Here is a 12,821-nt window from a genome sequence, read left to right as displayed (position 1 = left end):
CCGGGCCCCCGGCGGCGTCCGGCATGTGGAATGGCCCGGTGGGGTGCGGTGACCGGTGTGATCATCGGCCGATGAGCGATGAGCAGCGGACCCCGCCCGAGCTGGTGGGCGACGAACGGGCCACCCTGACCAGCGTCCTGCAGTGGCAGCGGGACACCCTGCGGATGAAGTGCGCGGGCCTGACGGACGAGCAGCTGCGGCGCAGGGCCGTCCCGCCGTCCGGGCTGAGCCTGCTCGGCCTCGTACGCCACCTCGCGGAGGTCGAGCGCGGCTGGTTCCGCAACGTGCTCGGCGGTGAGGACGTACGCGGGTACTTCCCCCGGAACGAGGCCGGGGAGTGGACGGAGTTCCACGTCGACGACGCGGACCCGGCCGAGGCGTTCCGGATCTGGGAGGAGACCTGTGAGCGCTCGCGGAAGATCGTGGCGGCCGCCGAGTCCCTCGACGTACGGGGGCACTTCGGTGACCAGCCGTACTCGCTGCACTACATCCTGGCCCACATGATTGAGGAGTACGCCCGGCACAACGGGCACGCGGACCTGCTGCGCGAGGCGATCGACGGGGTCACGGGGGAGTAGCCGGCCTGGGGGGTGTCGTCGAAGTCCCGTCGTCGCCCGCGGGACGCACGGGACTTCGACGACACCCCTAGGAGGCGCGGTCGGCGGCGGTGCGGTCCACGGCGTCCAGGGCGGTCTGCCACGGGAAGTGGGGCGGGGCGTCGGTGCCCGCCGGGCCGGGGACGAAGCCGCCTTCGCCGTAGAGCAGCTCGGCGCCCGCGCCGCGCAGCACGGCGAGGGACTGCTCGAACTGGGGGTGCGCGGCGAGCGCCGTGTTGGTGCAGGGCATGGCGACCACCGGGACGCCCTTGCCGAGGGCCTCGGTGGCGACCCCGACGGTGAACCGGTCGGTGAGGCCCAGCGCCCAGGCGTTGACCGTGTTGAAGGTGGCGGGGGCGAACAGGACGGCGTCCGCGGCCGGCCACACGTCGGGCTCCCCGGGGAGCTTGTACTGCCAGCGCACCGGGTTGCCGGTCAGGGCGGCGAGCCCGTCGAGGCTCTCGGACACCCACCGTGCCGCCGTCGGGGTCAGGCCCACGCACACGTTCCAGCCGCGCGACTGGGCGTCCTCGATCACGTGGGCCACGTCGAAGACGGGCGGGGCGGCGGAGCAGAACAGGTAGAGAGTCCTCGTCATGTGGATCATGGGATCACATCCCCGGGTGTGGAGCGTCCTGAGGGTCCGGCGGATCCACGGGTGCCGGTCCGGGCGGGGCCTGGGCTACGCGGGGCCGAGGTCGAGGACGGCGACGGGTTCGTCGTCGCTGAGTTCCCCGGTGCGGCGGAAGCCGAGGCCCAGGTAGAAGGGCTCCGGGCTGTCCTGCGCCGGCTTCCAGGTGACGTACACCCGTTCCGCTCCGCGGCGGCGTATCTCCTCGGTGACCGCCTCGACGGCGAAGCGGCCGTAGCCCCTGCCCTGCCGGTCGGCCGCGATGTTCAGGCGCCACAGGCCCGAGCGGATGTCCTCCGGGTCCTTCGCCGGGTTCCACCGGTAGTCCATGAAGGCCATCACGAAGCCGACCACCTCGTCCCCGTCGACCACGGCGCGCGGCCAGGCGGTCTCGCCGTGGACGTAGGCCTCGGCCAGGGACTTCATGACGGGCGAGACGAGGTGCTCCTGGCGGGGGTGGACCCGTACGGCGCAGACCGCGTCGAAGTTGTCCGGGGTGACGGGCACCAGGCGCAGGGGAGAGTCGGTCATGCGGCGCAGCTTAGTCCGTGTCAGTCCGCGCAGCCCTGTTGAAAAGAACGGGACGTGCGGTATATTTCTTGCGGAAGACAGCAGGGGGGCATGTGTTGCAGGCACAAAGAGCGACGGTCGGCGGGGTGGAGCACCCGGAGCCGCGCGGAGCACCGCTCCCGGCGCCTTCCGGCGCCGGACCCGGTCGCCGTCGAGGGGTGCGCAGGCAGCCCGGAGCGCACCGCGCGGGCCCGCCGGCGGTGCGTGGGGGAAAGCGGAGCCGTCCCGCGGGGTGGGCGGAGCAGCCGGGTGCGGGGGCCGCTCAGTCCCTCTCGTCCGCTTGTTCCTGGGCCAGTTGCCGGGCTTCGTTGTAGACCTCTTCCGCACGGCTTTCGCCGAGGTGCAGGGAGGCGAGGACCGACGGCTGGGCGACGCTCGGCATGAGGTGCCGCAGCAGTGCGTTGACCCGCTGCGCGAGGTCCTGGTGGTCGGTGAGGGCCTGGGACATGGACTGGATGCCGCCGTAGGCGCCCGTGATGACGTCGGCCGTCTCCGCGGGCACCACGTGGGGGAGCAGCTCGCCCTGGGCCTGGGCCTTCTCCAGCAGGTCGGTGAAGGTGACCACCCAGTTGCGGAACGGGCCGCTGCGGTCGAGGCCGACCGCGTTCTGGTCGAGGCTCAACCGGACCCCCGCCCGGACCATCGGGTTGGTCTTCAGGCGGTGCGTGTGCAGCATGACGACGTCCACCACCTCCTGGAGCTTGGCGGCGCGCTCGGGCAGCAGGAGGTCCTCGTTCTGTGCGGTGAGGACCCCCTGGGCCAGGTCTTCCTTCGACTGGAAGTGGAAGTACAACGCCCCCTTCGTCACCCCGGCGACGGTGAGGATCTCCGAAATGGTGGCTGCCTGGTAGCCCCGTTCGTCGAAGACCTTCGCCGCCGCGCTCAGGATCGCCTGGCGCGTGCGGATCGCTCGGACCTGTTCAGCCACGTTCTTGGCTCCTTCCCTCGCAGATGCTCGGAGCGTCGGAAGCCCTGATGCAAACCGTCCGTCCCGTTCGTATCTTACAGCGGGTGACGCCGACGCCAACGTGGCACCACCCCGCCGGGCCGAAAATGACCGGGCGGGGGTCGCGTGAACGCGTGGTGGCCGGTGGCGCCGGGACGGGCGGGAGCCTCGTGGATCAGCAGGTGTAGGCGGGCGCCGTGACGGTGCCGCTGAAGACGACCTCCCCGTTCTGGTGGCCGGTGACGCGGACGAGTTCCTCCGCGCCCGGGACGTCCTGGTACAGGCGCTCGGTCTCGATGACGCAGGGCAGGTCCAGCTCGGCGTACCGCTTGAACTCCCCGGCTATGCCGAGCGGCAGGAAGGAGGGGCGCCCCAGGGTGGCCGCGGCGGCCTGCCGGGCGGCCTCCATGAGGACCATGCCCGGTACGTGGTCGACCCAGTGGTCGAAGAGGACGGGGTGGCTGGTGTCGACGCGCAGCTGCCACCGGTTCTCCTCGCCCAGGGGGGAGAGGACCACGTCGGTCGGGGACAGCCGGGCGACGCTCTGCGGCGCGGCGGGGGCCGTCAGCGGCAGCGCCCGGTGGTCGGGCAGCAGCGCGTGGGCCGGGCGCAGTCGCTCGTACACCGCGGGACTGGTGCAGGTGACCGAGGCCCGACCGGTCGCGACGACGTGTCCGTCCCGGCGGACGACCGCCTCATAGCCGAGTCCGGACAGCCGGCCCCCGCGCCGCTTGATGTCCACGCACGTGACGTCGAGGTCGAGGACGGCCGACGTCTCACGCACCATCAGGAGCTCGGGGCGGAGGAGTTCGACGCCGAGGTCCCACAGGACGAACTGGTGGCCGAAGGGGACGGCGAACTCGGCGTGCCCCAGGAGGTAGGCGATCTGACGAATCGTTTCGGCGCACAGGAGCGGGTCGTAATGGCCGTCGGCCACCGGACCGAAGAAGGAGTGCGAGCTGGGCCATTGGGCGGTCACCGAGAAGCGCGCCTCGTCGAGCCGCTGCCAGTCGGCGAGCAGGACCTGGGCCGCGGAGGCGCGGTGCACCAGTTCCTTCGGAACGGTGGTGAGTGACGGGAGGCGGGAATCGGCCCGCTCGTCTCTGGCCGCAGTCGGCTCCGCCCGGTCGTACACCGCTGTGCGTCCTACGTGAAACGTGCTCGCGCTCATTGTTCCCCCTAGACAGCGCTGACCAGTAACAGGTGTGACTGCTCAGAAAAATATATACCAACCGGTTTTTTCTCCAGAGGTAGCCGGAACCCGGTCCGCGAATTATCCGGAACGGCGAATTCCGGCCAACTGGTCGGCCCGTGTTTGCCCTGTTCTCCACCGGTTGACCGGCGGCGAATCCTCGCCACACGCAGAGAAGGATCTCAAGCGCGTCAAGAGCAATCCTTTAGCCAGGGGGTGGGCGGAAGACATCGGATCGGGGTGGGCGGGGGATCGTTGCCCGCTGCACATTTCCGTTTGCGGGCCGGGGGGTGCGGCGGGCGGGGTGCCGGGCCCCGGGCGGGCGGGGACGGGCCGGCGGCGAGCCCGCGGGGCGCCCGACGCAGGCGAGACGCGGCGTTCCGCCTGGTTTGGCTCGGCCGAAGCCCCGGCAGGTCGGCGCAGGGACGGCGGGAGGCGGCGCCGGTGGTGATCGCGCAGGATGCCGGGCCGGGGGCCGGCCTGGAGACCGGGCAGGATTTGCCAATGGGAAGTTCTCGGCCCTGGCCGGCCGTTTCCGCTGGAGCGGTCCGCCATGTGGACTGCCGGGAACCGGCCACCGGACGGCTGGGGGCCGGCCCCGCGGTGGCGGCCCGGGTGGACGCGGGGAGGGGTTCGCGGTCGGCCTTCCGGGGGCCGGAGCGGATGGACCGGACGCCCCGCGCAGGCGGGCCGCCGCGACCGGCTTCGAGGGGTGCTCCAGTGGTGCTCCGGCCCCGCTCCGGCGTTTGCCCATGGAGGTTGCAGTTCACAAAACCGCGACAGCGGTTTGTAGATCCCCGCCAAATCCGTACCCCGCTGGTCGAGCAGGCGTCCGACGTGTCGATCCGGTGGAGGGCGGCGGGAGTGAGGAGCGTGAATCAGCCAACTAATCGGTCTGTTACCGGCCGTTTCGCGCCACTCTGAGGGCGTCGCGGGAGAAGATCGTGCAGGTCCGGCGGGTGGTGGCGGCCGCCCCGGAAGGGTGCCTGACCATTGAATGCGCAGCTCAGAGGGGGTGTTGAGGGAGGGCTGGGTGGCGTCGCCGCAGAAAAACGGTACAGCCGGTTTGGTATTGACAAACCGGCTCAGCTGTTTTTTCCTCGTTCCAGCGAACTTCAAGGGTTCATCCAAGGACGAAGCAGGGGAGTACGGCGTGGACATCGATGTACTGGGCGCACTGACCGTGCGGGAGAACGGGGTCTCGATCACTCCCACCGCCGCCAAGCCCCGCCAGGTCCTGGCGCTGCTCGCGCTCCACGCGGACCAGGTCGTGCCCGTGGCCGCGCTCATAGAGGAGCTGTGGGGGACCGAGCCGCCGCGCAGCGCCCGGACCACGCTCCAGACGTACGTGCTCCAGCTGCGCGGCCTCATCGCCACCGCGCTCGAAGGCACCGACGGGTCACGCACCGCCAAGGACGTCCTCGTCACGCTGCCCGGCGGGTACATGCTCAACAGCGCCGGCGGCACCAGCGACGTCCGCGAGTTCGACCGGCTGGCCGGCATGGGCTACCGGGCCATGGACGCCGGGGACTTCCCCAACGCCGCCCGGCTGCTGCGCGAGGCGCTCGCCCTGTGGTCGGGGCCGGCCTTCGCCGACGTCGACGGCGGGGTACAGCTGGACATGGAGACGCGCCGGCTGGAGGAGACCCGGCTGTGCGCGCTCGACCAGCGCATCGAGGCCGACCTGCGGCTGGGCCGCCACCGCGAGCTGCTGGCGGAACTGACGGTGCTGGCCAGCCGCTACCGCATCCACGAGAACCTGCACGGGCAGTTCATGCTCGCCCTGCACCGCTCGGGCCGCCGCGGCGAAGCGCTCAGCGTTTACCAGCGCCTGCGCTCCACCCTGGTGCGCGAGCTCGGCATCGAGCCGTCCGCCGCCCTGCGCAGCCTCCAGCGCTCCATCCTGATGAGCAGCCCCGAACCCGCGACGGAATCCCCGGAGACCGCGCGCAAGCGGCTCGCCAGGGTCGGCTGACCCCTCCGCGGAGGGGAGGGAAAGGCGGCCGATATGAGAGATCTTTGTCAGGTCTTTTACAGAGGCTGCCAAGAAACCTGAGAATTAATTTGCACAGCCGGGAATCGGAACAGATACGACGCGCCCGATCCAGGGGCTGAGCACGGGGTTTGACGTTCTGTCGGAATCTTGTGCCGGGAATCCGCCGCCTGTTCGCCCGTTTCGGAGGTCCGCTCGACGTCGGCTTGAGCGCCCGGTGATGTTGCCCTGGGCTGCCTTACCGTCATCGGGTCGAATACTGAAAACCGAGAGTATCTCGACGAAATGTGGAGGGGAGACGGGGAGACCGTGGAGATTCAGGTTCTGGGTCCGTTGAGTGCCGAGGTCAACGGGGCATCGATCGTTCCTACGGCGGGCAAGCCGCGTCAGATCCTGGCGCTTCTCGCGCTCTACCCGGGCCGGGTGATGCCCGTACCGACCCTCATGGAGGAGATCTGGGGCACCAAGCTGCCCGAGAGCGCGCTCACCACCCTGCAGACGTACATCCTCCAGCTGCGCCGCAGGCTCGGCACGGCCATGGGGCCGGGCGCCCCGGGCACGGCCAAGGACGTGCTCGCGACGCGGCACGGGGGCTACCTGCTCCAGATCCCGCAGGAGTCCGTGGACGTCCACACCTACGAGGCCCTCGCGGCCGCCGGCCAGAACGCCTTCGACGAGGGCGACGACGAACGCGCCGCGGACCTGCTGCGCAAGGCGCTCGACCTGTGGCAGGGCCCGGCCCTGGTCGACGTGCGCGTCGGCCCGATCCTGGAGATCGAGGTGCTCCGGCTCGCCGAGAGCCGGCTCGTGACCACCGAGCGGCGCATCGACGTCGACCTCCGGCTGGGCCGGCACACCGAACTCCTCGCGGAGCTCACCGAGCTGATGGCCCGCAACCCGCAGCACGAGGGCCTGCACTCGCAGGCCATGGTGGCCCTCTACCGCTCGGGCCGGCAGGCGACCGCCCTGGACGTCTACCGCCGGCTGCGCGCCCGGCTGATCGGCGAACTGGGGGTGGAGCCCTCGCAGCAGCTCCAGCGCCTGCACCAGGCGATGCTGCGGGTGGACCCCGCGCTGGACGTGGTCGCGGGACCGCGGCGCAGCTCCACCTTCGATCTGTACGCCGCCTAGGTATATCAGGGCGCGGTGCGGCGGCCCGGCGGTGTGGTGGCGGGGCTCCAGCGCGGCTGGGGCCCGGCGTGAGCGGGTCTCCAGGACCGTCGGCGAGGCTCCTGGCGACCCGGTATGCGTCGCCACGCCGGCGGACCACGAGAGAGGGACACCATGCACCGGCTGGAACTCACCGACCTGACCCGCATCCTGCGGATCTGGGGCGGCGAGGAGGAGTGCGTCGAGCTGACCGAGGCCGTCCAGGACCTGTACTGGGACGAGCTCGGCTACGACTCGCTCTCCGTCCTGCAGACCACCGGCACCATCGAGCAGAAGTTCGACGTCCTGCTCGACGGGGAGCTGCTCGAACTGGGCGACACCCCCCGGCGCTTCCTCGAACTGGTCAACCGCGTCCTGGGCAGCCGGGCCGCGGTCTGAAGCTCCAGCGGCGGTCCACTCGGACTCCGGCGGATCGCGACAGGATCTGTGCCAAGCGCTGAGAGAGGTGTCCGATGTCAGTCGAGCGAGCGCACCGGATGTCGTACGCGGTCGACGCGGCCGCGCCGCCCGGTGCCCTGTACACCCTGGTGGCCGACACGACGCCGTGGCCGCTGTTCCTGTCCGGCACGGTCCACACGGAGCGGCTGGACTTCGACGGCACCGTGGAGCGGTACGTCCACTGGGCGGGGACGGACGGCGAGCCGCGGCGGTCGCTGTGGCGGCGCACCCTGGACGCCGGGCGGCGGCGGGTCGACTTCGCCGAGGAGCGCCTCGACGGCCCCGTGACGGCGTCGGCGGGCAGCTGGCGCGTGGAGGAACTGGCCCCGGGCTGGTCCCGGCTGGTCCTGGAGCAGGACCTGACCGTCGCCGAAGGACCCGGAGCCGAGCGGGCCCTCGCGGCCGCCGGGGCGCGGGGGCGGGCGGCGGCCGACGGGCTGCGGGCCGTCGCCGAGCGCTGGCGGGAGCTCGACGGGCTGCTGCTGTCCTTCGAGGAGTGCGTACGGATCCAGGGGCCGGCCGAGCCCGTCCACGCGTTCCTGTACGACATCGGCTCCTGGCCCGGCCGGGTCGCGCACGTCGCCGGTGCCGAGGTGGTGGAGGAGCTGCCCGGGGTGCAGCGCGTCCGGCTGGCCCACCGGGCCGAGGACGGCTCCCCGTACCCGACGGAGGAGGTGCGGGTGTGCTTCCCGGCGGCCGGGCGCATCGTCTTCAAGCGGGTCCGGCCGCACCCCCTGCTCGCGGCGCACGCCGGGGAGTGGTCCGTGGAGCCCGACCCGGCCGGGGTGAGCGTGGTGTGCCGGCACGACGTGCTGCTGGACGAGCGGCGGGCCGAGCGGGTGCTGGGGACCGGTGCGGACCCCGCGCGGGTACGCCGGTACGTGCGCGAGCTGCTCGGGCGGGAGAGCCGCGGCGTGCTGGAGCCGGCGCAGGAGTACGCGGGGGAGCCGGTCAGGGCCCTGCGGTCGGTGTGAACGTGCAAGGCCCCCTGCCCGGGGCCGTCGTACGGGTCCGTGGCCCGTCGCCGCCGCGGGGGCGGCGGCGGGCCACGGGCGTGTCAGCTCCCCCGTCCCGCCGTGTCCAGCCGGCGCAGGGTGGCGGGCGCGGCCAGACAGGGCATGACCACCCGCCAGAAACCGGCCAGCGTGCGCGGGGCGAGCCACTGGGGGTCGTCACGGCCGAGGGCCTCGAAGCCGAGGGTGGCCGCCACCACCGTGGTCGCCACGTTGCGGTGGTTCAGCCCGGGCAGCAGGGCGCCCTCCTCCGCCGCTTCGAGGAGCAGCCGGTGCACGTACCCGTGCCATTCGCCGGGCAGGGCGAAGGACGAGGGGTAGGCCTGCTCCCGGTTGAGCTGGAAGGCGGCCCGTGCCACGACGTCCGACAGGAGCAGCCCGGCGAGTGCCTGGGAGCTGTCGGCCAGGGCCTGGAGGGCCGACGTGCGCCGCGTGTACACCTCCCGGGCGGTGGCGCGCAGGGTCCGGGCCCCGGCGGTCTCCACGGCCTCGGCGACGGCCGCCTTGTTCTCGAAGTGGAAGTGGAGCGCGCCCGGGCTCACTCCGGCACCCACGCTGATCATGTTCAGCGTCGCCTCTGCGTACCCGCGCCGCCCGAACACCGTGGCTGCCGATTCGAGCAGTGCTTGACGGGTTCGGACGGCGCGTTCTTGTTTCATCACGCATAGCTCCTGTATCAGTTTCCTTCTATTATTAAACCGCCCCGTTGGTATGGGAATAGTGTGCCGAGTGCACCTGATGGCCTGATCGACGGCGATTCGTGCCCTGCTGTGGCCTGATTTGATCCACTTATCGCGAACCTTGCCGGGTTTTGCGGGCTTTGACAAACCGACGAAGCGGTTTGTATCTTCGTTGACGTTGGCTCAACCGAGCTTGAGGGAGGGGGGCAGATGAACCAGCGGACCTTCGCTGTACTGGAACCTCAGAGCACCGCCGCGGGGGCGAACGGTGCGTTCCTGCCGGCCGAGGGGCTGAGGGTGCCACCGCACGCGCCGGCCCAGTCGGCTCTGTGGCGGATCCTCATCGTCGAGAGCAGCACGGCCGAGGCCGAGACCCTGGCGCGCGGCCTGCGCCGGCACGGCCACGAGGTCGACATCGTCGGCACCGGCAGCGAGGCACTGCGCGGCTACGCCGACGCCGACCTCGTCCTCCTCGACCTCGAACTCCCCGACCTGGACGGGCTGGAGGTCTGCCGGGGCATCCGCGCGGCCCACGAGATCCCCGTCATCGCGGTCACCGCCCGCGGCAGCGAGCTCGACCGGGTCCTGGGCCTGCAGGCGGGCGCGGACGACTACCTGGTCAAGCCGTACGGGTTCCGCGAGCTGATGGCGCGGATGGAGGCCGTGATGCGACGGGCGAGACCGACCCGGCCGGCCGCGGCCACCATCACCTGCGGACCCCTGCGCATCGACGCCGGCACCCGGGAGGTCACCCTGAACGGGGAGCCCGTCGAGACCACCCGCAAGGAGTTCGACATGCTCTACCTCCTCGCCTCGCACCCCGACACGGTCATCCCGCGCAAGATGCTGATGCAGCAGGTCTGGGGCGACTCCTGGTCCCGCCGGACCGTCGACACGCACGTGAGCACGCTGCGCAACAAGATCGGCGCGAACTGGATCATAACGATCCGCGGCGTCGGCTTCCGGTTCGGCCAGGGCTGAACCCGTCCACACCGCTTCGAGCCGAGGGGGGCAAGACCATGGCAGTGACGGCGCCGTGCCAGGGGGAGGGCTGCCGTCGGCGCACCGCCGACGGACACTCCCGCCGGCGTACCGCCGAGGGCGGCCGGCTGTGCCGGCCCTGCCGTGAGCACCTCGACGCCGGACTGGCCGAGCTCGTGCACCTCTACGAGGAATGCGGCAGGATGCTCGCCGGCGCCGCCCCCGGCAGTCTGCGCGAGCGGACGACCGGCGGGGAGCTGCCCGGACTGCCCTTCAACGGGGCCGCGGCCGACGTACGGGCCCGGATGGTCTCCGTACTGGGCTCCTGGAGCGGACTGGTCGCACAGGAACGCGGCTTCGCCCCGCCGCCGCGCACCGTCGCCGCGCTGTCCGCCTTCCTGCGGCGCAACGGCGACTGGCTCGTCGCCCACCCCGCCGCCGCCGAGGCCACCGAGGAGATCGCCCGCCTGGTGCGGGCCGGCCGCCGCGCCGCCTTCCCCGACCCCACCCGCAGCATCCGCCTCGGCACCTGCCCCGAACCCGGCTGCTCCGGCTCCCTCACCGTCGCCGTGCGCGGCGCCGACCGGGACACGGGCCGCGACGCCGGCCGGGCCGTCGTGTGCGACGCCGACCCGGCCCACCGCTGGACCAGCGACCAGTGGAGCGGGCTCAGCCGCTCCATGGAGGCCGACGAGCGGACCGCCGCCACCGAACGCTGGCTCACCGCCGCCGACATCGCCCGCCTGTGGCACACCCCGACCGGCACCGTCTACCGGCTGGCCAGCGAACAGAAGTGGCGCCGGCGCAACCGCGCGGGCCGCACGTACTACAACGAGACCGACGTACGGACCTGCTTCGATCGCCGGGCGGCCGCGCGCACCTGAAACGGCCTCCTCCCGCACGATCTTCCGCAGCGGTCCGCACTCGATCCGGTAGGAGCCGGATCGAGGCGTCTGACCGCTCTTTGACATTCCCTTGGCCGGTTCGCGAGGCAGCGGACCGGCCCTTGTGGAACCTGACCGAGTCCTGAATCCAGCGCCATTGAACGGCCGCTCGCGTCCGAAGAACCTTGTAGTCAAGATCCGGTGCACTGTCTCCGGAGGCGAATTCAAGGAGACGTGATGGACGCCCCTGTGATCGTCGTCGGTGCGGGCCCCGCGGGCTTGATGCTCGCCGGCGAACTGAGGCTGGCGGGAGTCCCCGTCGTCGTCCTGGAACGCCTGGAACGGCGTACGGGCGAATCCCGCGGACTCGGCTTCACCACGCGCACGCTGGAGACCTTCGACCAGCGTGGCATCCTCGCCCGCTTCGGCGACATCGAGCGCAGCACGCTGGGCCACTTCGGCGGGCTGCCCCTCGACTTCGGGGTGCTCGACGGCGCCTGCCAGGCGGCGAAGACCGTCCCGCAGTCGGTCACCGAAACACACCTGGAGGAGTGGGCCACCGGCCTGGGCGCCGACATCCGGCGCGGGCACGAGGTCTTCTCCGTCCACGACGACGGCGACGGCGTCGACGTCGAGGTACGCGGCCCGGGCGGCACCCACACCCTGCGCACCTCCTGGCTGGTGGGCTGCGACGGCGGGCGCAGCACGGTGCGCAAGGCCGCCGGATTCGACTTCCCCGGCACCGCGGCCACCATGGAGATGTTCCTCGCCGACATCAGGGGCATCGAGCTCAAGCCCCGCATGATCGGCGAGACCCTCCCCGGCGGCATGGTCATGGTGGGCCCGCTGCCCGGCGGCACCACCCGCATCGTGGTGTGCGAACGCGGCACGCCCCCCAAACGGCGCACGGGCGCGCCCTCCTTCGACGAGGTCGCCGCCGCCTGGCAGCGGCTCACCGGCGAGGACATCTCGGCCGCCGAACCGGTGTGGGTCAGCGCCTTCGGCGACGCCGCCCGGCAGGTCACCGAGTACCGGCGCGGCCGCGTCCTGCTCGCCGGCGACGCCGCCCACATCCACCTGCCCGCCGGCGGACAGGGCATGAACACCGGCATCCAGGACGCCTTCAACCTCGGCTGGAAGCTCGCCTCCGTGGTGCGGGAACGGGCCCCGCTGGCCCTGCTCGACACCTACCACACCGAACGGCACGCGGTCGGCCGGCGGCTGCTGATGAACACCCGCGCCCAGGGGCTGCTGTTCCTGAGCGGCGCCGAGGTGCAGCCGCTGCGCGACTCGTTGCGCGAGCTCATGGTGTACGAGGACGTGGCCCGCCACCTCGCCGCCATGGTCACCGGCCTGGAGATCTCCTACGAGGTCGGCAGGGGCTCCCACCCGCTGCTCGGCCGCCGCATGCCCCACCTGGAGCTGACCGGCGCCGACGGACCCACCTCCAGCACCGCACTGCTGCGCCCCGCCCGCGGGGTGCTCCTCGACCTGGCGGACAACCCCCGGCTGCGACGGCGCGCCGCCGCCTGGGCGGAACGGGTCGACACCGTCACCGCCAGGCCGCTCGGGGCGGCCGACGACACGCTGCACGACACCACCGCCCTGCTGATCCGGCCCGACGGATACGTGGCATGGGCCGCGCCCGGCAGCCACCACGACCTGCCGATGGCGCTGGAGCGCTGGTTCGGCGCCCCCTGACGACCGGGCCCCGCGCGACCGGCACC

13 protein-coding genes are annotated in these 12,821 nt (G+C 71.9%); 8 read left to right on the top strand and 5 right to left on the bottom strand.

Translation table 11 applies throughout. From position 1 onward, the window contains the following. The first annotated feature begins 71 nt into the window (after window positions 1–71). Window positions 72–578 (top strand): DinB family protein, encoded by a 507-nt coding sequence (locus WDV06_RS20695; RefSeq protein ID WP_395511240.1) that lies wholly within the window; start codon window positions 72–74, stop codon window positions 576–578. Between the two features lie 67 nt (window positions 579–645). Here WDV06_RS20695 and WDV06_RS20690 read toward each other — a convergent pair whose 3' ends face one another. The 4 genes from WDV06_RS20690 to WDV06_RS20675 form a co-directional block, all read right to left on the bottom strand. Next, window positions 646–1,194 (bottom strand): flavoprotein, encoded by a 549-nt coding sequence (locus WDV06_RS20690; protein ID WP_395511239.1) that lies wholly within the window; start codon window positions 1,192–1,194, stop codon window positions 646–648. A gap of 84 nt (window positions 1,195–1,278) precedes the next feature. Continuing rightward, a complete protein-coding gene (locus WDV06_RS20685) occupies window positions 1,279–1,758 on the bottom strand; it encodes a GNAT family N-acetyltransferase (protein WP_395511238.1) in 480 nt (159 codons plus the stop codon). 301 nt (window positions 1,759–2,059) lie between these two features. Next, the gene (locus WDV06_RS20680; protein WP_395511237.1) at window positions 2,060–2,725 is read right to left on the bottom strand and encodes a ScbR family autoregulator-binding transcription factor; all 666 of its coding nucleotides are present in this window, start codon (window positions 2,723–2,725) and stop codon (window positions 2,060–2,062) included. Window positions 2,726–2,918: 193 nt separating this feature from the next. Further along, window positions 2,919–3,791, bottom strand: a complete 873-nt coding sequence (locus WDV06_RS20675) for a ScbA/BarX family gamma-butyrolactone biosynthesis protein (protein WP_395511236.1) — start codon at window positions 3,789–3,791, stop codon at window positions 2,919–2,921. Between the two features lie 1,297 nt (window positions 3,792–5,088). Between WDV06_RS20675 and WDV06_RS20670 the strand changes: the two genes are divergently transcribed. The 4 genes from WDV06_RS20670 (at window position 5,089) to WDV06_RS20655 (ending at window position 8,510) form a co-directional block, all read left to right on the top strand. Further along, entirely contained in the window at window positions 5,089–5,910 is an 822-nt protein-coding gene (locus WDV06_RS20670) for an AfsR/SARP family transcriptional regulator (RefSeq protein WP_395511235.1), read from the top strand. A 327-nt stretch (window positions 5,911–6,237) separates the two neighbouring features. After that, window positions 6,238–7,059, top strand: coding sequence for an AfsR/SARP family transcriptional regulator (locus WDV06_RS20665; RefSeq protein ID WP_042811903.1), 822 nt, complete (start codon window positions 6,238–6,240; stop codon window positions 7,057–7,059). Between the two features lie 153 nt (window positions 7,060–7,212). Continuing rightward, the gene (locus WDV06_RS20660; RefSeq protein ID WP_395511234.1) at window positions 7,213–7,476 is read left to right on the top strand and encodes a phosphopantetheine-binding protein; all 264 of its coding nucleotides are present in this window, start codon (window positions 7,213–7,215) and stop codon (window positions 7,474–7,476) included. Between the two features lie 74 nt (window positions 7,477–7,550). Continuing rightward, complete coding sequence (locus tag WDV06_RS20655) at window positions 7,551–8,510, top strand: SRPBCC family protein (protein WP_395511233.1); 960 nt, start codon at window positions 7,551–7,553, stop codon at window positions 8,508–8,510. An 83-nt stretch (window positions 8,511–8,593) separates the two neighbouring features. On the opposite strand, the gene WDV06_RS20650 is transcribed toward WDV06_RS20655, so the two are convergent. After that, a complete protein-coding gene (locus WDV06_RS20650; RefSeq protein ID WP_395511232.1) occupies window positions 8,594–9,208 on the bottom strand; it encodes a ScbR family autoregulator-binding transcription factor in 615 nt (204 codons plus the stop codon). A gap of 231 nt (window positions 9,209–9,439) precedes the next feature. Between WDV06_RS20650 and WDV06_RS20645 the strand changes: the two genes are divergently transcribed. The 3 genes from WDV06_RS20645 (at window position 9,440) to WDV06_RS20635 (ending at window position 12,795) form a co-directional block, all read left to right on the top strand. Then, window positions 9,440–10,210, top strand: a complete 771-nt coding sequence (locus WDV06_RS20645) for a response regulator transcription factor (RefSeq protein WP_395511231.1) — start codon at window positions 9,440–9,442, stop codon at window positions 10,208–10,210. 38 nt (window positions 10,211–10,248) lie between these two features. Then, window positions 10,249–11,094 carry a hypothetical protein gene (locus tag WDV06_RS20640; RefSeq protein ID WP_395511230.1) on the top strand — a complete coding sequence of 282 codons (846 nt, stop codon included), beginning with the start codon at window positions 10,249–10,251 and terminating at the stop codon, window positions 11,092–11,094. Between the two features lie 237 nt (window positions 11,095–11,331). Then, window positions 11,332–12,795, top strand: coding sequence for an FAD-dependent monooxygenase (locus tag WDV06_RS20635; RefSeq protein WP_395511229.1), 1,464 nt, complete (start codon window positions 11,332–11,334; stop codon window positions 12,793–12,795). Window positions 12,796–12,821 lie beyond the last annotated feature (26 nt).

Origin of the sequence: Streptomyces racemochromogenes (assembly GCF_044129415.1) — a bacterium.
GTDB lineage: Bacteria > Actinomycetota > Actinomycetes > Streptomycetales > Streptomycetaceae > Streptomyces > Streptomyces racemochromogenes_A.
Note: the sequence above shows the minus strand (reverse complement) of the source record. Positions and strands in the feature narration are given on the sequence as shown.

What these genes read in the sequence shown, in the direction of transcription:
- WDV06_RS20660 (WP_395511234.1), top strand. Translation starts at nt 7,213, where the DNA reads ATGCACCGGCTGGAACTCACCGACCTGACCCGCATCCTGCGGATCTGG.
- WDV06_RS20635 (WP_395511229.1), top strand. Translation starts at nt 11,332, where the DNA reads ATGGACGCCCCTGTGATCGTCGTCGGTGCGGGCCCCGCGGGCTTGATG.
- WDV06_RS20640 (WP_395511230.1), top strand. Translation starts at nt 10,249, where the DNA reads ATGGCAGTGACGGCGCCGTGCCAGGGGGAGGGCTGCCGTCGGCGCACC.
- WDV06_RS20650 (WP_395511232.1), bottom strand. Translation starts at nt 9,208, where the DNA reads ATGAAACAAGAACGCGCCGTCCGAACCCGTCAAGCACTGCTCGAATCG.
- WDV06_RS20685 (WP_395511238.1), bottom strand. Translation starts at nt 1,758, where the DNA reads ATGACCGACTCTCCCCTGCGCCTGGTGCCCGTCACCCCGGACAACTTC.
- WDV06_RS20645 (WP_395511231.1), top strand. Translation starts at nt 9,440, where the DNA reads ATGAACCAGCGGACCTTCGCTGTACTGGAACCTCAGAGCACCGCCGCG.
- WDV06_RS20695 (WP_395511240.1), top strand. Translation starts at nt 72, where the DNA reads ATGAGCGATGAGCAGCGGACCCCGCCCGAGCTGGTGGGCGACGAACGG.
- WDV06_RS20690 (WP_395511239.1), bottom strand. Translation starts at nt 1,194, where the DNA reads ATGACGAGGACTCTCTACCTGTTCTGCTCCGCCGCCCCGCCCGTCTTC.
- WDV06_RS20655 (WP_395511233.1), top strand. Translation starts at nt 7,551, where the DNA reads ATGTCAGTCGAGCGAGCGCACCGGATGTCGTACGCGGTCGACGCGGCC.